The sequence below is a fragment of the Achromobacter marplatensis genome, from assembly GCF_002209535.1.
Lineage (GTDB): Bacteria > Pseudomonadota > Gammaproteobacteria > Burkholderiales > Burkholderiaceae_B > Achromobacter > Achromobacter marplatensis.
On sequence record NZ_NJIG01000010.1, the window covers coordinates 130,273 to 150,125 of the forward strand.

Consider the following 19,853-nt stretch of genomic DNA (forward strand, 5'->3'; position numbering starts at 1 on the left):
GCCATGCGGTTTACGCGACCGCCGTCTTGGCGTGCTGCTCCAACTGCTCTTTCAGCCCGGGAGCAAGCTTGAGCTGGCGCGCCAGCTCATCCAGGTAGGCGCGTTCCATATAGCTTTCCTCGTCCACGACGAGCAGGCTGGCCAGGTACATTTCGGCGGCCATTTCCGGCGTCTTGGCCGATTGCGCGACGGCCGCCGGGTCCAGCGGACGCGACAGTTCGGTTTCCAGCCAGCGGCGGTCCTGGGCGTCGGACGACAGCTTGGCCAATTCGGTTTCCAGCAGGGTGCGCTCTTCGGGCCCGATGTGTCCGTCGGACTTGGCCGCGCCGATCATGGCGGTCAGGACGGCGGTGCTGTGCTGCTCGGCCTCGGGGGCGGGCAGGCGGTCCAGCGTCTGCGGCGGCGTGGCCGGCGCGCCGCCGGCCTGGTTGCGCTGCCAATCGCCATAGGCGCGGTAGGCCAGCGCGCCAAGCGCCGCCATGCCGCCGTACATGGCGACCTTGCCGCCGATCTTGCGGGCCTTCTTGCTGCCCATCAGCAGCCCCAGGGCGCCCGCGCCCAGCGCGCCGCCGCCCAATCCGGTCAGGAACGAGCCCTTGCCGCCTGAGCCGCCCGTCGCACCTTGCACGCGGTTGGTCGCGTCGGACAGCAGGCCTTGGCCCGATTGCAGCAATTGATCAAGAAGTTGTCTGGCGCTCATTTGGCCCTCTTTTGTCTGTGCGTGAATGCGGATAGGGATATCCGACCGGCCGCCCCGCAATAAGTTCAGGTTTCCGTCAGTAAGCAGATGCCGCGGCAAGTGCTACAAGGTGGCATGGGGTGTCCGCGCCGGACGCCCGTCTTGAAGGAGGTCCGACCCATGAGCATCCGCATCCGTCAGAATGCGCCGAACACGCTGCAGTTCACCGCCACGGCCGAAGGCCATGACTTGCCGCTGGCGATGCCGCAGCCGCAGGGCGAAGGCCCGGATCCCCACGATTATTTCGATACCGCGCTGGGCGGTTGCAAGGCGATGACGCTGATGGTCTACGCGCAGCGCAAGGAACTGCCGCTGGAGTCAGTGGGGGTGGAGGTGGTGCGCGACGCAGGCGAGGAGCGCAAGGGCATCTACCGGCTGACGGCCAAGCTGACCTTGCACGGCAACCTATCGGATGCCCAGATCGACGAGTTGCTGGCGGTGGCCGAGAAATGCCCGATCCACAAGCTGATGACGGCGGTGGACGTGCAAGTGTCCACGCTGGTGGTGCGGCCGGCCTGAGCGGCCGGCCGGGCGGGGCGGGTTGTCCCGCCCCTGGGAAGCGTCAGTCTTCCATGCCCGGGACGACCGTCGAGAAACCGGCGTCCACATGCGTGATTTCGCCGGTGACGCCGGCAGCCAGGTCCGACAGCATGAACGCGGCCACGTTGCCCACGTCGTCGATGGTGACGTTGCGGCGCAGCGGGGCCTGGCTTTCCACGAACTTCAGGATGGCCGAGAAATCCTTGATGCCGCTGGCGGCCAGCGTCTTGATCGGGCCGGCCGAAATGCCGTTGGCGCGGATGCCGCGCGGGCCCAGCGCCGTGGCCAGGTAGCGCACGCTGGCTTCCAGCGACGCCTTGGCCAGGCCCATCGTGTTGTAGTTGGGCACCACGCGTTCGGCGCCCAGGTAGGTCAACGTCAGCACCGACGCGTTGCGGCCTTCCATCAGCGGCAGGGCGGCCTTGGCCATGGCGGCGAAGCTGTAGGCCGAGATGTCGTGGGCGATGCGGAAGCCTTCGCGCGACAGGCCGTCCAGGAAGTTGCCGGCGATCGCTTCGCGCGGGGCGAAGCCGATGGAGTGCACCAGGCCGTCCAGGCCGTCCCAGTGCTGGGCCAATTCGGTGAAGGCGCCTTCGATCTGGCTGTCTTCGGCCACGTCGCAGGGCAACACGATCTTGCTGCCGAATTCGGCGGCGAATTCGCTCACGCGGTCTTTGAAGCGGTCGCCCACATAGGTGAACGCCAGTTCGGCGCCTTGCTGGTGACAGGCACGCGCAATGCCGTAGGCGATGGATCGGTTCGAAAGCACCCCGGTGACGAGAATGCGCTTGCCGGCGAGAAAGCCCATGTTTTTTCCTTTGATTCTTACCTGCTGAAGACCGCCTATTTTAAGGAGTTTGGCGGTTTCGCGTGCTTGAAAAAACGGCGCCCGAGTGGGCGCCGTGCTGTTGGGTCAGGCGGGGGGATCAGCCGCGGGCGTTGGTGCCCGGCACGCGGATCGGGGCGCCCACTTTCAGGGCGCTGCCCTTCAGGTTGTTCAGCGCGCGCAGCGCATCCACCGAAGTGCCGTACTGCTTGGCCAGCGAAAACAGGGTGTCGCCCTGGCGGACCTTGTGCGTACGCACGTTCGGGCGGGCGCTGGCCACGCGGGCAGCCGGCGCCGGCGCGGCGCGGCCGCGCGGGGCGGCGGCCTTGTTGTCGGACGGGGCCGGATCCAGCGCGCCCACGGGTGCCGCCAGGGACGCCAGTTGCACGCCGCCGGTGCCGGGCTCTCCGGGCACCAGCAGGGCCTGGCCGGAGGCCGACTTCTGGCGCGAGCCGATGTCGTTGGTCTCGCGCAGCTTGGACTCGGTTACGCCGAAACGCTTGGCGATCGCGGCATAGGATTCGCCGCGGCGCGAGTGGTAGACCTTCCAGGCGCTCAGGTCGCCCTTGTAGTTGGTCAGGTTCGCGTTGAAGATTTCGACGCGGTCGGCCGGCAGCAGCAGGGTCGGGCCGTGGTCGCCACGGATGACCGGGCGGTTGAACGATGGGTTCAGCGCCTTGAATTCGTCCAGTGGCATTTCGGCCAGCTTAGCGGCGATTTCCAGGTCGATGTCGCTGTTCTTCTGCACCGTCACGAAGTAGGGCGTGTTGCCCACCGGCGGCAACGCCACCGCATAGCGTTGCGGGTCGGCGATGATGTTCTTGATGGCCTGCAACTTGGGCACGTAGTTGCGGGTTTCGTCCGGCATGTTCAGGGACAGGTAATCGGTGTTCTGGCCGGCCGCTTCGTTCTTGGCCATGGCGCGCTGCACCGAGCCTTCACCCCAGTTGTAGGAGGCCAGCGCCAGATACCAGTCGCCCTGCATCTCGAACAGCTTTTCCAGGTAGTCCAGCGCCGCGTTGGTCGAGGCGATGGGATCGCGGCGCTCGTCGCGCCACCAGTCCTGCTTCAGGTTGAAGTGCGTGCCGGTTGCCGGCACGAACTGCCACAGGCCCGAGGCCTGCGAGCGCGACAGGGCGGTCGGGTTGTAGGCGCTTTCCACGAACGGCAACAGCGCCAGTTCGGTCGGCAGGCCGCGGCGGTTGATTTCGTCGACGATGAAATACAGGTATTTGCCGGCGCGCTCGGCCATGCGCTGCACCGCCTCGGGGTGGGACGCGTAATAGTCGGTCCACTGCTGCGAGAGGTCGGTGTTCAGGTTGGGAATGGCGAAACCGCGGCGGATGCGGTCCCAGGCGTCGGACGGGGGGTTGGTCAGATCAACCGTTCGGGACGTGTCCCGGGCGATGTATCGCCCTTGGGAATTGGTGGTGAGGTTCTTGCTATCGGGGGCTTTGGTTCCTGCGCAACCGGCGAGGACTGCCAGCATGAGTGGCAGAAGGAGTCGGGATAGATTCATCAGGCGGTCACTTGAAATCGTTCTTCCATTCACGCAGGGAGGCGAAGACCTCTACCGGCGTAGGTTGATTGCGTCCGGCCCAGCTGGCTGCGGCACGAACGACGTCGACTTGCTGCGTACGCAAAAACGGGTTCGTCGCGCGTTCCTGACCGATCGTCGACGGAAGCGTGGGAAGACCTTCTGCTCGTAGTTGCTGGGCTCGCTGATACCACTGTTGCAGGGTGCGATTGGCGGGTTCCACAGCCAATGCCCAGCGCAAGTTCGCTAGAGTGTACTCGTGCGCGCAAAAAACCTGTGTATCTGGCGGTAAAACAGAAAATTTTCCTAAGGAATCATGCATTTGCGTAGGAGTGCCCTCGAAAAGCCGGCCACAGCCCCCCGCAAACAGGGTGTCTCCACAGAACAGCACGGGTTCTATTCCTGCCGCCCGGCCCGTGTACGCGATGTGGCCGGCGGTGTGGCCGGGCACGTCCAGCACGCGCAGATCCAGGTCCAGTTCCGGTAACACCACGCGGTCGCCTTCGGTCAGCGGCACGTCGCAGCGCGGCAGCCGTTCCCGTGCCGGACCGTATACGGTAATGTCCGCGATGCGTGACAATTCCAGAACGCCGCCCACATGGTCGCCATGATGGTGCGTGAGTAGAATGGCGCGCAGCCTCAAGCCTTCCTGCTCGAGCCATTGCAGTACGGGACCGGCTTCGCCGGGATCCACCACGGCGGCGTTGTCACCGTGGACGATGGCCCAGATGTAGTTGTCGGTAAAGGCGGGTAGAGGCAAGACCGCGGCATTGCGTTCGCGGCCGCCTGCGGGGGCGGTCAAGGCTTGCATGAGATTCGAAGGAATAAAACGTGGCAGAAGATACTCCGCCGATTGTAGAACTGGCCGAATGGTTCCAGACGCCGCCGGGGCAGTACGCGCTGGCCTGGGAACGGGCCCAGTTCGACGCGGCTGTCGCGGACGTGTTCGGATATTACGCCTGGCAGGTCGGGTTGGCCGACATGAACCTGCTGCGGGCCAACCGCATGCCCTTCAAAGGCTATGTCGGTACCGAGACCCCTTGCGCGGAGAGCATCGCCGGCTGGCAGTCCCGCGTGGTGCTGGCCGAACCCGAAGCGCTTCCATTCGAAACCCAGAGCGTCGACCTGCTGATCCTGCCGCATGCCTTCGAGTGCACGCAGGATCCGCATAACGTCCTGCGCGAGGTCGAGCGTGTGCTGGTGCCGGAAGGGCGGGTCGTGATTTCAGGCTTCAACCCCTGGAGTATGTGGGGCGCGCGCACGCGTATGCCCGGCATGGAGCCCTGGCTGCCGCAGCCGCCGTCCTCCCAGGTGTCGCTGCCGCGACTGAAAGACTGGTTCAAGCTGCTGTCGCTGGAAGTCGAGGCCAGCCATTTCGGCTGCTACGCACCCGCCTGCCGCAGCGAGAAATGGCTCCAGCGCTGGGGCTTCCTGGAATCAGCCGGCGCTCGCTGGTGGAGTCTGGGCGGGGCGGTCTATATGGTGTCGGCGGTCAAGCGGGTGGCCGGCATGCGTATCATCGGCCCTGCCTGGAAAACCAAGCCCAAGCGCGCGCGCGCCGCCTCCGTGGTGGTCAACCGCCAGGCCGACGACGGCTTCGACCCGTCCTGAACGGCTCGCGCCCGCCTATTTTTTGCACGAACAAGGATTACCAAGCAGCACCATGCAGGACAACAAACCGAACGATCAGAAAGTGGAAATGTGGACCGATGGCGCCTGCAAGGGCAATCCGGGTCCGGGGGGCTGGGGCGTGCTGATGCGCGCGGGCGGCCACGAAAAAACCATGCACGGCGGAGAACTCCAGACCACCAACAACCGCATGGAGCTGCTGGCGGTCATCGAAGGCCTGCGCGCGCTCAAGCGCGCCTGCGTCGTCACCATCCACACGGACTCGCAGTACGTGATGAAGGGCATGACCGAGTGGCTGGCGAACTGGAAGCGCCGCGGCTGGATGACGGCCGACAAGAAGCCCGTCAAGAACGTCGAACTCTGGCAGGCCCTGGACGAGCAGGTCCAGCGCCATCAGGTGTCCTGGCGCTGGGTCCGCGGGCACGCCGGCGATCCGGGCAACGAACGGGCCGACCAACTGGCCAATATGGGCGTGGAATCGGCCAAGCGGGGCTGAGGGCATCGGGATATACCCTGAATTCCGCCGTTTGGGGCGGATTTAGTTCTTTCATCCGGCTTCTGGATTGTTCCAGTATGTAAATTCGGGTGCTACAGTGCCTTCCCCATTCCAGTTCCTGCGGCGTTCGGCCAGGTGGGGAATACGGTCCGCGCCGCACCACTGCCACATTCGCGCATGAAAAAAGCTGTACTGCTGGCCGCCGTCGCGGCCGGGTTGGCCGCGGGGGCCGCACTTGGCGTTTTCGTGCCGCGCTGGCTCGCGCCCGGCGCCACGACCACCCAGACCGCCACCAAGCCGCAGGTCGCGCTGGCCAGTCCCGTGCGCGTTGAAGTGGCGGCCGTCCAGGAAATCCCCTTTGCGCGCGGCCTGTCGGCCGTGGGCAGCCTGCGTTCCGACGAGTCCGTCGTGCTGCGGCCGGAAGTGGCTGGACGCATCCAGACGATCGAATTCAAGGAAGGCCAGCCCGTCACGCGCGGCCAGACGCTGATCCGGCTGGACGATTCCGTGCCGCGCGCCGAACTGGCGCAGGCCCGTGCCAACCTGACCCTGGCGCAAAGCCACTACCGCCGTGCCGTCGAGTTGCAGGGCAAGGGCTTCGTCAGCCAGCAGGCGCGCGACGAATCCGCCAGTACGCTCAAGGTCCAGGAAGCTGCCGTGGCGCTGGCGCAGGCGCGGCTGGACAAGATGACGATCTCGGCCCCGTTCGGCGGCATCGTGGGGTTGCGCAGCGTGTCCGTGGGCGACTACGTCAACCAGGGGCAGGACTTGGCGCCGCTTGAGGCGATCGATCCTCTGAAAGTGGATTTCCGCGTGCCGGAAATGTACCTGAGCAAAGTGGGCGTCGGCCAGCAGCTGACGCTGCGCCTGGATGCGCTGCCGGGCCAGGATCGCCAGGGGCTGGTCTATGCCGTCAGCCCGCTGGTGGACGCAGGCGGCCGGTCCATCCTGTTGCGCGCCACCGTCGCCAACAAGGACGCGGTGCTGCGGCCGGGCATGTTCGCGCGCGTGCAACTGCTGTTCAATCAGGACAAGGCCCTGGTGGCTCCGGAAGCCGCGTTGTCGCCCTCGGGTGAAACGCAGTACGTTTACCGGATCAAGGACGGCCGCGCGGAGCGCCGCGAAGTGACCATCGGCGAACGCCGCGAGGGCCGCGTCGAAATCCTGACGGGCGTGGCGGCGGGCGACAAGCTGGTGGTGGCGGGCATGCAGCGCGTGACCGACGGCGCCACCGTGGATGTCGTCGGCGGCGGCTCGTGATGCCGGCCCTTCTTCTTTCTTGGCGATAGCGCAATGCGTATCTCGGAAACCTGCATCAAGCGGCCGGTCTTCGCGTCGGTCCTGTCGCTGATCATCGTGCTGATCGGCTTGATCTCCTATTCGCGCCTGACGGTGCGCGAATACCCCAAGATCGACGAGCCCATCGTGTCGGTGGACACCACCTACAAGGGCGCCTCGCCGGAAGTGATCGAGTCGCAGGTGACCAAGCCGCTGGAAGACCAGCTGGCCGGCATCGAAGGCGTGGACGTGATGACCTCGCGCAGCCGTTCCGAACGCAGCCTGATCAACATCAAGTTCAACCTTTCCCGCAACCCGGACGCGGCCGCGGCTGAAGTGCGCGATAAGGTGTCACGCGCCCGGCGCTTCCTGCCCGACGAGATCGACGAGCCCATCATCGGCAAGGTCGAGGCCGACTCCCAGCCCATCATCTACATCGCGGTGGAGTCCGGCACGTACTCGGCGATCCAGACCTCCGACTACATCAACCGCTATATCAAGACCCGGCTGTCGGTGCTGCCGGGGGCGGCGGAAGTCCGCGTTTTCGGCGAACGCCTGCCGTCCATGCGCATCTACGTCGACCGCGACAAGCTGGCCGCCTACGGCCTGACCGTGCAGGATGTCGAGGCCGCGCTGCGCAGCCAGAACGTCGAGATCCCGGCCGGGCGCATCGAATCGCGCGCCCGCGAGTTCTCGGTAGTGTCGTCCACCGACCTGCAGACGCCCGCCCAGTTCGAAGACGTGATCGTGGCCAACGTGAAGGGCTACCCAGTCCGCCTGCGCGACGTGTCCAAGGTCGAGATCGCAGCCGCCAGCGACCGCGTGCTGTCGCGCTTCAACGGCAAGCCTGCGATCAACATCGGCGTGACGCGGCAATCCACCGCCAACCCGCTGGAGCTGTCCAAGGCCGCGCGCCTGGAAGTCGAGCGCCTGAACGAGACGCTGCCTGCGGGCATGAAGCTGAACATCGCCTACGACTCGTCGGTGTTCATTGAACGCTCCATCGATTCCGTCTTCCACACCATCGGCGAAGCCATCGTCCTGGTGGTGCTGGTGATCTTCTTCTTCCTGCGCAACCTGCGCGCCAGCATCATCCCCATCGTCACCATCCCCGTATCGCTGGTGGGCGCCTGCGCGCTGATGTACCTCTTCGGCTTTTCGATCAATACGCTGACCTTGCTGGCGATGGTGCTGGCCATCGGCCTGGTGGTGGACGACGCCATCGTGGTGCTGGAGAACATCTACCGCCACATCGAAGAGGGCATGCCGCGCAAGGAAGCCGCGCTGCGCGGGTCGAAGGAAATCGGGTTCGCGGTGGTCGCCATGACCATGACGCTGGTCACCGTGTATGCGCCGCTGGCCTTTGCCACGGGCCGCACCGGGCGGCTGTTCATCGAATTCGCGCTGGCGCTGGCCGGCGCGGTGCTGGTCTCGGGCTTTGTCGCGCTGACGCTGACGCCCATGATGTGCTCGGTGCTGCTGCGCCACGAAAGCAGCCACAGCCGCTGGTACAACCTGATCGAAGGCTGGCTGAACGGCATGAGCAACGGCTACCGCCGCCTGCTGGGCGCATCCCTGCGCCACCGCTGGCTGGTGGTGGTGATCGGCCTGGCCGTGGCGGCCGGCAGCGGCGTCCTGTTCAAAGTGGTCAAGAGCGAACTGGCTCCTATCGAAGACCGAGGCGTGGTGTTCGGCATCGTCAGCTCGCCGGAAGGCGCCACACTGAACTACACGCTGGACAGCATGCTCGGCATCGAGAAGTTCTATTCCGAGATCCCCGAGGCCAGCGGCAGCCAGGTCACGGTGGGCTTTCCGACCGTGACAGACGGCACCGCCATCCTGCGCTTGAAGCCATGGGAGGAACGCAGCCGCAAGCAGCAGGCCATCACCCAGCAACTGCAGCCGCAGTTCTCGTCGCTGCCGGGCGTGCGCGCCTTTCCGACCAACCCGCCGTCGCTGGGCCAGTCCGCGCGCTCCAAACCGGTGGAATTCATCATCATGAGCCAGGCGTCCTACGCGGAGCTGGCGCGGCTGACGGAAGTGTTCCTGACCGAACTGCGCAAGTATCCCGGCCTGCTCAACCTGGATACCGACCTGCGCTTGAACACACCGGAACTGCGGGTGCGCGTGGACCGCGACAAGATGGCCGACGTGGGCGCCAACGTGGATACCGTGGGCCGCACGCTGGAATCGATGCTGGGCGGGCGCCAGGTCACCCGCTACAAGGACGAGGGCGAGCAGTACGACGTGATCGTGCAGGTGACGCCGCGCGACCGCGCCAACCCCACCGACATCTCGGGCATCTACGTGCGGGCGCGCGACGGCAGCATGGTGCAGCTGGATAACCTGCTGGGCGTGCACGAAGGCGTGTCGCCGCAGTCGCTGAACCACTTCAACCGCCTGCGCGCGGTGAAGATCGACGCCGCCGTGGCACCCGGCTATGCCCTGGGCGAAGTCCTGACCCACATGCACCAGGTTGCGCGCGACGTGCTGCCCAACACCATCGTGACCGACCTGGACGGCCAGTCGCGCGAATTCCGCGATTCGTCGGGCAGCATCTATCTGGTCTTCGGCATGGCGCTGGCCTTCATCTACCTGGTGCTGGCCGCGCAGTTCGAAAGCTGGCGCAACCCCTTCATCATCATGTTGTCGGTGCCGCTGTCCATGACGGGCGCGCTGCTGGCCTTGTGGCTGACGGGCGGCACGCTGTCCATCTACAGCCAGATCGGCCTGATCACGCTGGTGGGCCTGATCACCAAGCACGGCATCCTCATCGTGGAATTCACTAACCAGCTGCGCGACGAAGGCCGCGAACTGTTCGCCGCCGTTACCGAGGCAAGCGTCCTGCGGTTGCGCCCCATCCTGATGACGACGGGCGCCATGGTGCTGGGCACGGTGCCGCTGGCGCTATCCACCGGGGCAGGGGCCGAATCGCGCCAGCAGATCGGCTGGGTCCTGGTCGGCGGGCTGATGCTGGGTACACTACTGACCTTGTTCGTCGTGCCGGTGGCCTATACGCTGATTGCCACCGCGCGCCAGAAACCCGGCCATGCCGGCAGTGCAGAGCATCCCCCGGCCCACCCGCCGGGCGCTCACACGCCGCCGGCTTCGGCCAACCCAGCGTCGGAATAAGTTATGCGCCAGATCATCTTTGACACGGAAACCACCGGACTTGACCCCGCCCAGGGGCATCGCATCGTCGAGATCGGCTGCGTGGAAATGGTCAATCGGATGTCCACGGGCAATAACCTGCACATCTACCTGAACCCGGACCGCGACAGCGACCCCGAGGCCTTGGCGGTGCACGGGCTGACGACGGAGTTCCTGTCGGACAAGCCCCGCTTCGCCGATGTGGCGGACGAGTTCGTCAAGTTCATCCAGGGCGCCGAACTGATCGCGCACAACGCCGCGTTCGACGTGAAGTTCTTCAACGCCGAACTGGCCAAGACGGGCCGCGGCCCGATCACCGAATACTGCGAGACGGTCACCGATTCGCTGTTGCACGCGCGGTCGCTGTTCCCGGGCAAGCGCAATTCGCTGGACGCGCTGTGCGACCGCTTCGGCATTTCCAACGCTCATCGCACGCTGCACGGCGCATTGCTTGACTCGCAGTTGCTGGCCGAAGTCTGGCTGGCCATGACGCGCGGGCAGGACGCGCTGTTGATCGACGTGGACGACAACGACGGCGCCGGCAGCGACGGCATCGTGCTGGCCAGGTTCGATGCGTCGGGCCTGGTGGTGGTCAAAGCCAGCGACGAGGAACTCGCCGAGCACGAGACCTACCTGGCGGCCCTGGATAAGTCCGTGGGCGGCGAGTGCGTGTGGCGCAAGCTGGATGCGCCGGTCGCGGCTGCGTAAATAATTATCCGAGGCGACTTGCGCACGTTTTAAAAAACATGCTATTATTTCGCCTCTTTCAGGGTGGTTAGCTCAGTGGTAGAGCACTGCCTTCACACGGCAGGGGTCACAAGTTCGAAACTTGTACCACCCACCAAAGACCCTTGAGAGACAGCGCAGGCCCAATATCCAACAAGCCGAAGTTGTCATCAAGTCGCACAGCAAACCGTATCGCAAGATGCGTTGCCGGGTGCAAAGCAAACAAGCCAACCTTTATCGGTTGGCTTTTTTGTTTTCTGCCGCAGGCAAGGGCGTAGCAAAAGCCGTGGCGAAATGCCGTGCGCGCCGCGCTAATCCTATATTCTATTGATCAGACGCAACCGCGCCGTTGGCCCTTGCGTCCCGTCGGGTCTTTGCATGTCTATGATTGTTGTGCGGCGAACCCCTGGAGGAAACCTCCCGGGCACGCCGATGCGAACAGGAGACGTCCATGCATGCCAGCACAAATACCATGTTGATCATCATCGTCACGGGCGTGGCGCTGATGCTGGTCGGATTCGGGCTGCGTGACCGCAATCTGGGGATGGCATTGATGGGGCTGGGCCTGATCACGGCCATCGGCTCCATCTTGTACAAGGCCTACATCACCTTCTATTGACGTGGTTCTGCGCCTTTCGGCGCGGCCTGGCGCGCGAGACGCGCCAGCAGCGTATCCAGCTGGTTCGCAAAGGCCTTGCGGTCGGCCTGGCTGAACGACGGCGGGCCGCCCGTGTCCACGCCGCTTGCGCGCAACTCTTCCATCATGTCCCGCACCGCCAGCCGTTCCCGGATGGTCTCCGGCGAATAGCGTTCGCCGCGCGGGTTCAGCGCCATGGCGCCTTTTTCCAGCACTTCCGCCGCCAGCGGGATATCCGCGGTGATGACGAGATCGCCCGGTTCCGCGCGCTCGACGATGTGCGCATCCGCCACGTCGAAGCCGCGGGGTACCTGCACGGCGCGGATCAGGGGAGAGGGCGGCGTGGAAAGCGGCTGGTTGGCCACCAGCGTCACCGGCACCTGCCAGCGCTGCGCGGCCCGGAACAGGATGTCTTTGATGACCACGGGACACGCGTCCGCATCGACCCAGATGTGCATAAGCGTTTATTCGCCCAGCGCTTTCTGCAGCACGTCGGCCACGATGTCGTTGGTGGACACGCCGCGTTCAGCCGCCAGGGCGCGCAGCTTGTCGGCGTGCGCCTGCGACAGCTTCAGCGGAAACGGCACCAGGCCGGCGGCCTGATCCAGCTTGCGCTGTTCGCGGCGGTCGGGCGCCTGCGAGGCCACGCCGAAGCGGTCGGGGGTGGCGGACTGCTTGAGTTGGCCGGCCAGCTTCAGGGCCTGGTTCTTTTGGAGATCGAATTTATTCATGGAAATTCCTGATTAGGAGCGCAATCATAAGCGCAACCGGCATCAACGCGGTTTTGCGTGCTCCAGCAGCGCCAATCCTTCTTCGGCGCCGTCATGCAGTGGCACGGTCAGGCCGCGCCGGGCGTTGGCGACCGATACCTGGGCGCCTTGGGGCGAACCCGCGGCCAGCAGGTCCTGGCCCGTCTGGTAGACGGCGCGCACGACCACCAGTGCCTCGTCCCGGGTCAGGTCGGCGGTGGTGAGCAGCAGCGCTGCAGTCCCGATGGTGGGAATCGGGTCGGGCTGGTTGGGGTAGGTGCCGGCCGCGATTTCCAGCGGCATCAGTTCGCTTTCATTGGCGGCAAGCGCCTTGACGGCGGCCGGGTCCAGCGGCAGCAGCTTGAGCCGGGCCTGGGTCAGCGCGTCGCGCAGCGGCGTGGCGGGCACGCCGATCACCTGCGCGGCGGCATCCACGTTGCCGGCGTTCAATGCTGGCAGGGAAGCCGCAAACGGCGTGTCCACGACCGTGTAGTCCCGGCCCGCCTGCAAGCCGTGCGCCGCCAGCACGGCTTCGAGCGTCGCACGTACGGCGGAGCCTTCTGGCCCCAGCGCGATCGTCTTGCCCTTCAGGTCGCGTACGCCGCGCAACGCCGGGTCGTCGCGCACCACGATGTGGACCAGTTCGGGGTACAGGCTGCCCAGGGCGCGCAGGGCGACGAAGGGGCCTTGCGCCGCAAACGGGCCACGGCCTTCGTACGCCATGCGCGCGGTGTCGGCCTGCGCCAGGCCCACCACGGCATCGCCGCTGCGCAGCAACGCGATGTTCTCGGCGCCGCCACCCGTGATCAGCGGCGTCACGCCGATCTGCTGGGCACGCCCGACTGCGGTGAGCGCGCGCGCAAAGGCCACGTACTCGCCGCGGTCGGGGCCGCCCGCCAGCGGGTAGCCCTGCTGCATCCGGGCCAGCCGGCCGTTGATGCGCGACACCGACCGCTCCAGCTCCTGCTGCACGACGTGCTGCGCGGTGCTGGATGCGCTGTAGGCGACGGAATGGGTGATCTGGTCCAGCGTGTCCAGCAGTTGCCGGGTGACGGGCGGCGGCGCGCCGGTATCCAGCGACGGCGCTTCGGCGGCTTTGAAGCCGGCCGGGGTGACAAGCTTCCACGCGTCGCCGTCCTGGCGGTAGATGGCGCTGGCGTGCGCGACGATACGGTCGCCCGCCTGGTTGCCGCCGGACTTCACGCCGCTGATGCTGCGCGGGCCCGCGCCCAGCAGCGTCACCAATGAAGCCGCGCCGGGCTGGTCCCAGGCGCCCAGCGCGATGTCGCGGCCCAGGTCCAGTTCGACGTCGTAATAGACCACGCGGCGGGTTTCGCCGGCGGGCGCGCTGCTGTCGGCGGCCGAACCCATGCGCTTGAGCGCTGCGATGCGGAACAGCCCCTGGCCGTAGGTGGCGTCCAGGCTGCGTTCGACGTCGGCACGCAAGGCGTCGGTATCGGGCGCGCGGCCGCAGGCGGCCAGCGCAAGGCACAGGCCGATGAGGGCAAGGCGTTTGAGTAGGGACAGGCCCATGCTTACATCCCTCCCACGAATGGCAAGGAGATCAAGGACGTCAGCACGATCACGTTCAAGATGTCGACCAGGAACGCGCCCGTGACGGGCACCACGATGAAGGCTTCGGGCGCGGGGCCATGGCGGCGCGTCAGCGCCTGCATGTTGGCGATGGCGGTGGCGGTCGCGCCCAGCGCGAAGCCGCAGAAGGCCGCCGACATGATGGCGGCTTCGTAGTCACGCTTGAGCATCCGGAACACCACCCACGCGGCGTATAGCGCGCAGAACAGCGTCTGCACCGCCAGCATCAGGGCCAGGGGGCCGGCCAGGCGCGCCACGCTGGACAGATCCAGCGTCATCATCGTCATGCCCAGGAAGAGCGACAGCGAGATCGTGCCGATGATTTCTGTCGCGCGGTCGTCCAGCTTCAGGCCCAGCCGCACGCCCGCATTGCGGATGAGCACGCCCGTTGCCAGGCACCACAGGAAGTTGGGCAGGCTGACGGGGGCGTCCTCGACCAGCATCGCCAGGTAGCCGCCCACGACCAGGCACACGAAGGCGGCCGTCAGCGACACGATGAACGAGCCGGCCGCGGGCGCTTCCGCTTCTTCGGCCAGGTCCGGGGCGGGGTGCGCCGCATTGGCGGCGTGGTCCAGGCTGCCGGCCAGTTTGTGCCGGCGCATGATCCATTCCGCCACCGGTCCGCCCACTACGCCGCCCAGTACCAGGCCCAGCGTGGCCGAGGTCATCGCCAGCGCCATCACGTCCTGGATATTGTTGAAGTCGGCAAACCGCGTGGCATAGGCTGCGCCGGTGCCGTGTCCGCCCACCAGCGTGATCGTGCCGCCCAGCAGGCCCATCAGCGGATGCATGTCCAGCAGCCAGGCCATGCCCAGGCCCACGGCGTTCTGCAAGATCAGAAAGGGGATCAGCGCCAGCAGGAAGGCGATGAGCCTTGGGCCGCCCTTGGCCAGCAGCTTCAGGTTCGCCGTCAGCCCGATGCAGCCGAAGAACAGCAGCAGCAGGGTGGGCTTGATGCTGGTCTCCATCGAGACCGACACGCCGCCCCAGGTGGACAGCAAGTAGGCCAGCACGGCGAACAGCAGGCCGCCCACGATCGGGTCGGGGATGCTGTAGCGCGACAGGATGCCTATCCGCGTCGTCAGCACCCGGCCGATGACGAGCACCAGGCAGCAGGCAAGCAGGGATTGAACGGGCGAAAGCGAAATCATAAAAGCCTTCGCGCCCCGGTGGGGCGCAGCAATGCAGACTATCGGAACCGTTGCCGCCACATCGTTCGGATCGTGGCCCTATATTACGGCCGTGTTCGCAACGGCGCATAGGGATGCGGCAACGCATGCGGGCCCGTGAGGCGGGACCGGGAGGCCAGGCGTCGGCTAGAGCGGAAACGCGCGCGACATGTAACTGGCCTGGGGGCCGTATCCCGCCAGTTTTTCAGCCAGTTCGGCAGGCAAGGGTTCGCCGTCGCCGCCGACAGGCTGGTAGCCATGGCGCAGCCAATAGCCCACTGCGGTTTCCAGCGACACCAGACTGGCGCGGCGCAGGCCGCTTTCCATGGCGCCGCCGGCAGCGGTGCGCAACAGCGTCTGGCCCACGCGCAAGCCCTGCGCCGACGGCACCACGGCGCAGTCGTGCAGAAACCAGTGATCGGCTTGCGGCGGCAGCGCGGCCAGCGCCACATCCAGGGCTGGCGGCAGGCCGGCGTCCCAGGGATACGAAATCAGATAGCCCAGCAGGGTGTCGTCGGCATTCGCCCGCGCCACCCAGCAATAGGCGGGCGCAAGCGCCAGGCGATTGAGAAAGAACTCCGCGCTTTCCAGCAGAAAGTCGGGGTAGGCCAGGGTCTGGGCATCCAAAATGCCGTCCACGTCGCTGGCCAGCATAGGGCGGACTCGGTATTGCATGACAACCTGTGAAAACGAGAAAAGCCGGCGCATTTTACCGGCCTCGCGCGACCGGCCGCTTTACGAGGTTTCACAAATCGGGGACACAGGTTAACGAGGCTTGCACGTGACTTCATAGTTTTCGCGGCTTGGATCCCTAGAATTCACTCGTGTTCTGGCCGGCAGAAGGCGGCGCCGTATTTCATGAAAATTCGACGAGGCCCTGCGCATACTGCTTGCCATAGTGTCCTGTATTACGAGTGAAAGCGTCATATGCACATCCAATTCCGGTCCGATCCGATCCCGCAGCAAGTGTTGACCAAAGCGTATCCCTTGGAGTCGCTCTGGTCTTCCAAGGTGGCGGCCGTGCCGTATGACACTTGCGTGACGTGCGTCATTCCCTGCCTGAACGAGGCCGAGAACCTGCGCATCCTCCTGCCCTTGCTGCGCAGCCGGCTGTCCGCCTTGTGCACCAGCTGGGAAATCATCGTGGCCGACGACGGCAGCACGGACGGCACCGAAGCGCTGATGGCCGAATGGACGCAGCACGAAGGATTCCGCTACGTGCAGCTGTCGCGCAATTTCGGCAAGGAAGCCGCGCTGAGCGCCGGTCTGGAAGCGGCGACGGGCAACGCGGTGATCTGCCTGGATGCCGATCTGCAGCATCCGCCGGCCTTGATCGAGCAAATGCTGGCGCGATGGGCCGCGGGCGCTGAAATGGTCTATGCCGTGCGTGAATCCCGCGCCGACGAATCCTGGGTGAAGCGCGCTGGCGCGCGCTGGTTCTACAAGTTGCTGAGCAGCGCGCGTGGCGTGGATGTGCCCGCCCATGCGGGTGATTTCCGCTTGATGGACCGCGGCGTCGTGGACGCGCTGATCGCCTTGCCCGAACGCACCCGCTTCATGAAGGGCCTGTACGCCTGGGTCGGCTTCAAGGGCGAGGCATTGCCCTACACCCCCGACGAACGCCTGCACGGCGATAGCCGGTTCAGCGGCCTGCGCCTGTTCCGCCTGGCGCTGGACGGCCTGACCGCGTTCACGACCTGGCCCTTGCGGCTGGTCAGCCTGGTCGGTGCGGCCTTCGCCGTGCTGGCCATGTCATATGCCGCGTATCTGGTCGGTGAATATCTGATGTCGGGCAACGCCGTCTCCGGCTGGACCACGATCGTCACGGCCGTGCTCTTCTTTGCCGGCGTCAACCTGATTTCGCTGGGCGTGGTGGGCGAGTATGTCGCCCGCATCTTCGACGAGGTGAAGGGCCGGCCGCTATACGTTGTGCGCCGGCGCCAGGGCAAGGCCGCTCGCGCAGGTAAGGCGACGGGCTGACCATGGCCAGCGGCACCCTGCCCCCCGCGCGTTCCGAATGGAACCCGCGGGCGGGGCGACTGTTGCTGGCCGTTGGCCTGTGGCTGGCGTTGCTGGCGTGGATCCGCCCCTTGGCCCTGCCTGACGAAGGCCGCTACGCGGGGGTGGCGTGGGACATGCTGCGCAGCGGATCGCACGCCGTGCCCTTGCTGGACGGCATGCCGTACTTCCACAAGCCGCCGCTTTACTACTGGCTGGCGGAACTGTCCTTTTCGGCGTTCGGCGTGCATCCCTGGGCGGCGCGCTTGCCGTCGTGGCTGGCGGCATGGGGATCTGCCGCGGGGCTCTACTATTTTGTGCGCCGCTACCGCGACGGCGCTGCGGCCGCGTTGACCGTGCTGATCCTGTCGACCATCCCGTTTTTCTACGGCGGCGCGCAGTTCGCGAACCTGGACATGCTGGTGGCCGGCATGATCTCCCTGTGCGTGCTGGCCTCGGTGGACACGGTGCTGCGCGCCGAGCGCGGCCAGCCTTATCGCGGCATGTCTTTGGCCGCCTCGGCGCTGGCCGGATTGGCGGTGCTGGCCAAGGGGCTGATCGGACTGGTGCTGCCCGGCGCGATCTTGCTGATCTGGTTTGCATGGCGCAGACGCTGGCGCGGCCTGGCCGCGTTGCTGTGGCTGCCGGCGCTGTTGGTCTTCGCAGTCGTTGCCGTGCCGTGGTTCGTGCTGATGCAGCTGCGGTTCCCGGGCTTCTACGATTACTTCTTCGTGTACCAGCACTTCCAGCGCTTTGCGGCCAGTGGCTTTAACAACGCGCAGCCGTTCTGGTTCTACCTGCCCGTCGTGGCCGGCCTGAGCCTGCCCTGGTCCTTGTGGGCCGGCGGCATCATGCGGCGCACGTTCTGGCAGGAAGGGCACGCGCGTGATCTGCGCCGCCTGGCGCTGGTCTGGTTCGCCGTGGTGCTGGTGTTCTTTTCGTTGCCGCAGTCCAAGCTGGTCGGCTATGTGCTGCCCGCGCTGGCGCCGTTGGCGTTCCTGTTGGCCGAAGTGATTCTTGGCGCGTGGCGCGAACCCGGCGACCCGGTGTCGCCGCGGTTGGTGCGCACGAGCGCGGCTGTCGCCGCCGGCATCTGCGTAGTGGCGGTGGGAGTGGCGGCCAACAACGTGCGGGGCAGCGCCGCGCCGATGGCCGAGGTGGTCCGGCCGCAGGCGGGGCCAGCCGACACGTTCGTCGCCCTGCATACCTATCCGTTCGACCTGGCGCTGTACGCCCGCGCCCCGCACCCCATGTGGGTCGTGGACGACTGGCTGGACCAGGACGTGCCGGTGCGCGACAACTGGCGCAAGGAACTTTATGACGCGGCAACGTTCGATCCCGCTCGGGGCAAGGAACTGCTGATTGGTTCCGCCGAGTTCAGCGCCCGGCTTTGCGCGGCGCCCGACGGCTCCCGCTATTGGGTGTGGGGCACGAATTCGGACGGGCCGGTGTACGCGCCGTTGCGCGGCCTGGAGCCCGCGGCCAGCAGCGTGAAGTACGTGATGTGGCGGGTGGACGTGAACGAGGCTTTCAGACAGCGGGCTTGTGGCGGAACGCCCAAAGCCGGCTAGCGGCGAAGGTGGCGAACGCCAGCCCGATCAGGATCAAGGCAAGCAGCAGGTCGTAGGGAAGGGTGGTGATGTGCAGCAACAACGCGTAGGCGGATTCGTTGATCACGAAACCAATGGCTGAAATCAAGAAGAAACGACGGGCTGCTACGGTCCAGGGTGTGCGGGAATGTCGGAAGGTAAGCCGGTAGTGTCCGGAGAACGAAACCACGAAGGCGATCAGCCAACCGACCAGGTTGGCCGCCAGCGGCGGCAGGCCGAACCCCTCGACGCAGCCCACGGCAACAGCCCAGTGGGTCGCGGCGGCAGCGCAGCCGACGGCGACGAAAAGGCTGATCTGTTGGAGCAAGGCACGCATGGAAGTCGTGGTGAAATGGAAATTCGAGGTGATGCAATGAGCAAACGTATCGTCGTCTGCGGTGACGATTTTGGCATGAATGCCGACATCGATGAAGGCATGATCGCGCTGGCCGCCATGGGCCGCGTCAGCGCTGTCAGTTGCCTGTCGCTGGGGCCCACGTTTGTGTCGAACGCCCGTCGCCTGGCCGTGCACGACGTGGACGTCGGCCTGCATGTGAATTTTTCCGAATCGCTTGGCGCGGATGCCGAACCGATGCCCTCGCTTGGCGCGCTGATCTTGCGCGCCTACGCTGGCCGGCTGGACCGCGCCTGGATCGATGCGCAACTGACCCGCCAATTCGATGCCTTCGAAGCCGCGTTCGGACGCGCGCCCGATTATGTGGATGGCCATCAACATGTGCACCAGCTGCCCGGCATCCGTGAACAGGTGCTGTCGCAACTGAAACGCCGCTACGGCGACCACCGGCCATGGCTGCGTCAGACGGCGCCCGGCGCGCTGTGTGGCATTCCGTTGAAGGAATCGATCAAGGCACGCATCATCGGTGCCCTGGGTGCGGCGGCGCTGGCTCGCCAGGCCCGCCGCGATGGGCTGCGCACCAACCGCCGGCTGCTGGGCGTGTACGGGTTCGACGGCGGCAAGCGGCGCTATGCGGACCTGTTGCAGAACTGGCTGTTCAATGCGCATGACGGCGACCTGCTCATGTGCCACCCCGCCATGGATTGCAAGGAAGGCAGTCCGATGTCGCGCCAGCGGCGCGCCGAATTCGATGTATTGGCCAGTGCCAAGCTGGGCGACTGGATGCGCGCCAACGGCGTGCGCATCGCGCGCTTGCCGGCAGTGGCTCGCTGATGCCCCAT

At 66.0% G+C, this 19,853-nt stretch carries 20 protein-coding genes and 1 tRNA gene; 11 read left to right on the forward strand and 10 right to left on the reverse strand.

Going from position 1 to position 19,853, the window contains the following annotated elements; genetic code table 11:
* Positions 1-10: 10 nt before the first annotated feature.
* The gene (locus CEY09_RS22385) at positions 11-700 is read right to left on the reverse strand and encodes a tellurite resistance TerB family protein (RefSeq protein WP_088590322.1); all 690 of its coding nucleotides are present in this window, start codon (positions 698-700) and stop codon (positions 11-13) included.
* Between the two features lie 159 nt (positions 701-859).
* Between CEY09_RS22385 and CEY09_RS22390 the strand changes: the two genes are divergently transcribed.
* A complete protein-coding gene (locus CEY09_RS22390; protein WP_006225935.1) occupies positions 860-1,258 on the forward strand; it encodes an OsmC family protein in 399 nt (132 codons plus the stop codon).
* Positions 1,259-1,301: 43 nt separating this feature from the next.
* On the opposite strand, the gene fabI is transcribed toward CEY09_RS22390, so the two are convergent.
* The 3 genes from fabI to gloB all read right to left on the reverse strand — a co-directional run bounded on the left by fabI (position 1,302) and on the right by gloB (position 4,453).
* A complete protein-coding gene (gene fabI / locus CEY09_RS22395) occupies positions 1,302-2,087 on the reverse strand; it encodes an enoyl-ACP reductase FabI (RefSeq protein ID WP_088590323.1) in 786 nt (261 codons plus the stop codon).
* 118 nt (positions 2,088-2,205) lie between these two features.
* A complete protein-coding gene (locus tag CEY09_RS22400; protein WP_035213646.1) occupies positions 2,206-3,624 on the reverse strand; it encodes a transglycosylase SLT domain-containing protein in 1,419 nt (472 codons plus the stop codon).
* 7 nt (positions 3,625-3,631) lie between these two features.
* The gene (gloB, locus tag CEY09_RS22405; protein WP_006225938.1) at positions 3,632-4,453 is read right to left on the reverse strand and encodes a hydroxyacylglutathione hydrolase; all 822 of its coding nucleotides are present in this window, start codon (positions 4,451-4,453) and stop codon (positions 3,632-3,634) included.
* Positions 4,454-4,473: 20 nt separating this feature from the next.
* On the opposite strand from gloB, the gene CEY09_RS22410 reads away from it, so the two are divergent.
* The 7 genes from CEY09_RS22410 (at position 4,474) to CEY09_RS32325 (ending at position 11,540) form a co-directional block, all read left to right on the forward strand.
* Complete coding sequence (locus CEY09_RS22410) at positions 4,474-5,253, forward strand: class I SAM-dependent methyltransferase (RefSeq protein WP_088590324.1); 780 nt, start codon at positions 4,474-4,476, stop codon at positions 5,251-5,253.
* A 52-nt stretch (positions 5,254-5,305) separates the two neighbouring features.
* Positions 5,306-5,767: a ribonuclease HI gene (gene rnhA / locus CEY09_RS22415; protein ID WP_088590325.1), complete on the forward strand. Its 462-nt coding sequence runs from the start codon at positions 5,306-5,308 to the stop codon at positions 5,765-5,767.
* 177 nt (positions 5,768-5,944) lie between these two features.
* The gene (locus CEY09_RS22420) at positions 5,945-7,027 is read left to right on the forward strand and encodes an efflux RND transporter periplasmic adaptor subunit (protein ID WP_088590326.1); all 1,083 of its coding nucleotides are present in this window, start codon (positions 5,945-5,947) and stop codon (positions 7,025-7,027) included.
* A gap of 33 nt (positions 7,028-7,060) precedes the next feature.
* A complete protein-coding gene (locus CEY09_RS22425; RefSeq protein ID WP_006225942.1) occupies positions 7,061-10,177 on the forward strand; it encodes an efflux RND transporter permease subunit in 3,117 nt (1,038 codons plus the stop codon).
* Positions 10,178-10,180: 3 nt separating this feature from the next.
* Positions 10,181-10,903, forward strand: coding sequence for a DNA polymerase III subunit epsilon (dnaQ, locus tag CEY09_RS22430; RefSeq protein ID WP_088590327.1), 723 nt, complete (start codon positions 10,181-10,183; stop codon positions 10,901-10,903).
* 61 nt (positions 10,904-10,964) lie between these two features.
* Positions 10,965-11,039 (forward strand) — tRNA-Val (locus tag CEY09_RS22435).
* Between the two features lie 333 nt (positions 11,040-11,372).
* The gene (locus CEY09_RS32325; RefSeq protein ID WP_088590328.1) at positions 11,373-11,540 is read left to right on the forward strand and encodes a hypothetical protein; all 168 of its coding nucleotides are present in this window, start codon (positions 11,373-11,375) and stop codon (positions 11,538-11,540) included.
* Here CEY09_RS32325 and CEY09_RS22445 read toward each other — a convergent pair.
* The 5 genes from CEY09_RS22445 to CEY09_RS22465 form a co-directional block, all read right to left on the reverse strand.
* A complete protein-coding gene (locus CEY09_RS22445) occupies positions 11,534-12,016 on the reverse strand; it encodes a YaiI/YqxD family protein (RefSeq protein WP_088590329.1) in 483 nt (160 codons plus the stop codon). The genes CEY09_RS32325 and CEY09_RS22445 overlap by 7 nt on opposite strands.
* A 6-nt stretch (positions 12,017-12,022) precedes the next feature.
* A complete protein-coding gene (locus CEY09_RS22450; protein ID WP_088590330.1) occupies positions 12,023-12,289 on the reverse strand; it encodes a hypothetical protein in 267 nt (88 codons plus the stop codon).
* A gap of 42 nt (positions 12,290-12,331) precedes the next feature.
* Positions 12,332-13,840: a TAXI family TRAP transporter solute-binding subunit gene (locus CEY09_RS22455; RefSeq protein ID WP_088590331.1), complete on the reverse strand. Its 1,509-nt coding sequence runs from the start codon at positions 13,838-13,840 to the stop codon at positions 12,332-12,334.
* Positions 13,841-13,842: 2 nt separating this feature from the next.
* The gene (gltS, locus tag CEY09_RS22460) at positions 13,843-15,051 is read right to left on the reverse strand and encodes a sodium/glutamate symporter (RefSeq protein ID WP_088590332.1); all 1,209 of its coding nucleotides are present in this window, start codon (positions 15,049-15,051) and stop codon (positions 13,843-13,845) included.
* 165 nt (positions 15,052-15,216) lie between these two features.
* Positions 15,217-15,723 (reverse strand): GNAT family N-acetyltransferase, encoded by a 507-nt coding sequence (locus tag CEY09_RS22465; RefSeq protein WP_006225949.1) that lies wholly within the window; start codon positions 15,721-15,723, stop codon positions 15,217-15,219.
* Between the two features lie 273 nt (positions 15,724-15,996).
* On the opposite strand from CEY09_RS22465, the gene CEY09_RS22470 reads away from it, so the two are divergent.
* Positions 15,997-17,049, forward strand: coding sequence for a glycosyltransferase family 2 protein (locus CEY09_RS22470; protein WP_006225950.1), 1,053 nt, complete (start codon positions 15,997-15,999; stop codon positions 17,047-17,049).
* Between the two features lie 2 nt (positions 17,050-17,051).
* Entirely contained in the window at positions 17,052-18,638 is a 1,587-nt protein-coding gene (locus CEY09_RS22475; RefSeq protein ID WP_088590333.1) for an ArnT family glycosyltransferase, read from the forward strand.
* Here the strand turns inward: CEY09_RS22475 and CEY09_RS22480 are convergent.
* Positions 18,598-18,993: a GtrA family protein gene (locus CEY09_RS22480; RefSeq protein ID WP_088590334.1), complete on the reverse strand. Its 396-nt coding sequence runs from the start codon at positions 18,991-18,993 to the stop codon at positions 18,598-18,600. The two genes, CEY09_RS22475 and CEY09_RS22480, sit on opposite strands and share 41 nt — an antisense overlap.
* Positions 18,994-19,029: 36 nt before the next feature.
* Here CEY09_RS22480 and CEY09_RS22485 point away from each other — a divergent pair, with 36 nt between their 5' ends.
* The gene (locus CEY09_RS22485; protein WP_006225953.1) at positions 19,030-19,845 is read left to right on the forward strand and encodes a ChbG/HpnK family deacetylase; all 816 of its coding nucleotides are present in this window, start codon (positions 19,030-19,032) and stop codon (positions 19,843-19,845) included.
* Positions 19,846-19,853 lie beyond the last annotated feature (8 nt).

Excerpts from the sequence above, each read along its gene's own strand:
- CEY09_RS22385 (WP_088590322.1), bottom strand. The coding sequence starts at position 700 with ATGAGCGCCAGACAACTTCTTGATCAATTGCTGCAATCGGGCCAAGGC.
- CEY09_RS22390 (WP_006225935.1), top strand. The coding sequence starts at position 860 with ATGAGCATCCGCATCCGTCAGAATGCGCCGAACACGCTGCAGTTCACC.
- fabI (WP_088590323.1), bottom strand. The coding sequence starts at position 2,087 with ATGGGCTTTCTCGCCGGCAAGCGCATTCTCGTCACCGGGGTGCTTTCG.
- CEY09_RS22400 (WP_035213646.1), bottom strand. The coding sequence starts at position 3,624 with ATGAATCTATCCCGACTCCTTCTGCCACTCATGCTGGCAGTCCTCGCC.
- gloB (WP_006225938.1), bottom strand. The coding sequence starts at position 4,453 with ATGCAAGCCTTGACCGCCCCCGCAGGCGGCCGCGAACGCAATGCCGCG.
- rnhA (WP_088590325.1), top strand. The coding sequence starts at position 5,306 with ATGCAGGACAACAAACCGAACGATCAGAAAGTGGAAATGTGGACCGAT.
- CEY09_RS22420 (WP_088590326.1), top strand. The coding sequence starts at position 5,945 with ATGAAAAAAGCTGTACTGCTGGCCGCCGTCGCGGCCGGGTTGGCCGCG.
- CEY09_RS22425 (WP_006225942.1), top strand. The coding sequence starts at position 7,061 with ATGCGTATCTCGGAAACCTGCATCAAGCGGCCGGTCTTCGCGTCGGTC.
- dnaQ (WP_088590327.1), top strand. The coding sequence starts at position 10,181 with ATGCGCCAGATCATCTTTGACACGGAAACCACCGGACTTGACCCCGCC.
- CEY09_RS32325 (WP_088590328.1), top strand. The coding sequence starts at position 11,373 with ATGCATGCCAGCACAAATACCATGTTGATCATCATCGTCACGGGCGTG.
- CEY09_RS22445 (WP_088590329.1), bottom strand. The coding sequence starts at position 12,016 with ATGCACATCTGGGTCGATGCGGACGCGTGTCCCGTGGTCATCAAAGAC.
- CEY09_RS22450 (WP_088590330.1), bottom strand. The coding sequence starts at position 12,289 with ATGAATAAATTCGATCTCCAAAAGAACCAGGCCCTGAAGCTGGCCGGC.
- CEY09_RS22455 (WP_088590331.1), bottom strand. The coding sequence starts at position 13,840 with ATGGGCCTGTCCCTACTCAAACGCCTTGCCCTCATCGGCCTGTGCCTT.
- gltS (WP_088590332.1), bottom strand. The coding sequence starts at position 15,051 with ATGATTTCGCTTTCGCCCGTTCAATCCCTGCTTGCCTGCTGCCTGGTG.
- CEY09_RS22465 (WP_006225949.1), bottom strand. The coding sequence starts at position 15,723 with ATGCTGGCCAGCGACGTGGACGGCATTTTGGATGCCCAGACCCTGGCC.
- CEY09_RS22470 (WP_006225950.1), top strand. The coding sequence starts at position 15,997 with ATGCACATCCAATTCCGGTCCGATCCGATCCCGCAGCAAGTGTTGACC.
- CEY09_RS22475 (WP_088590333.1), top strand. The coding sequence starts at position 17,052 with ATGGCCAGCGGCACCCTGCCCCCCGCGCGTTCCGAATGGAACCCGCGG.
- CEY09_RS22480 (WP_088590334.1), bottom strand. The coding sequence starts at position 18,993 with ATGCGTGCCTTGCTCCAACAGATCAGCCTTTTCGTCGCCGTCGGCTGC.
- CEY09_RS22485 (WP_006225953.1), top strand. The coding sequence starts at position 19,030 with ATGAGCAAACGTATCGTCGTCTGCGGTGACGATTTTGGCATGAATGCC.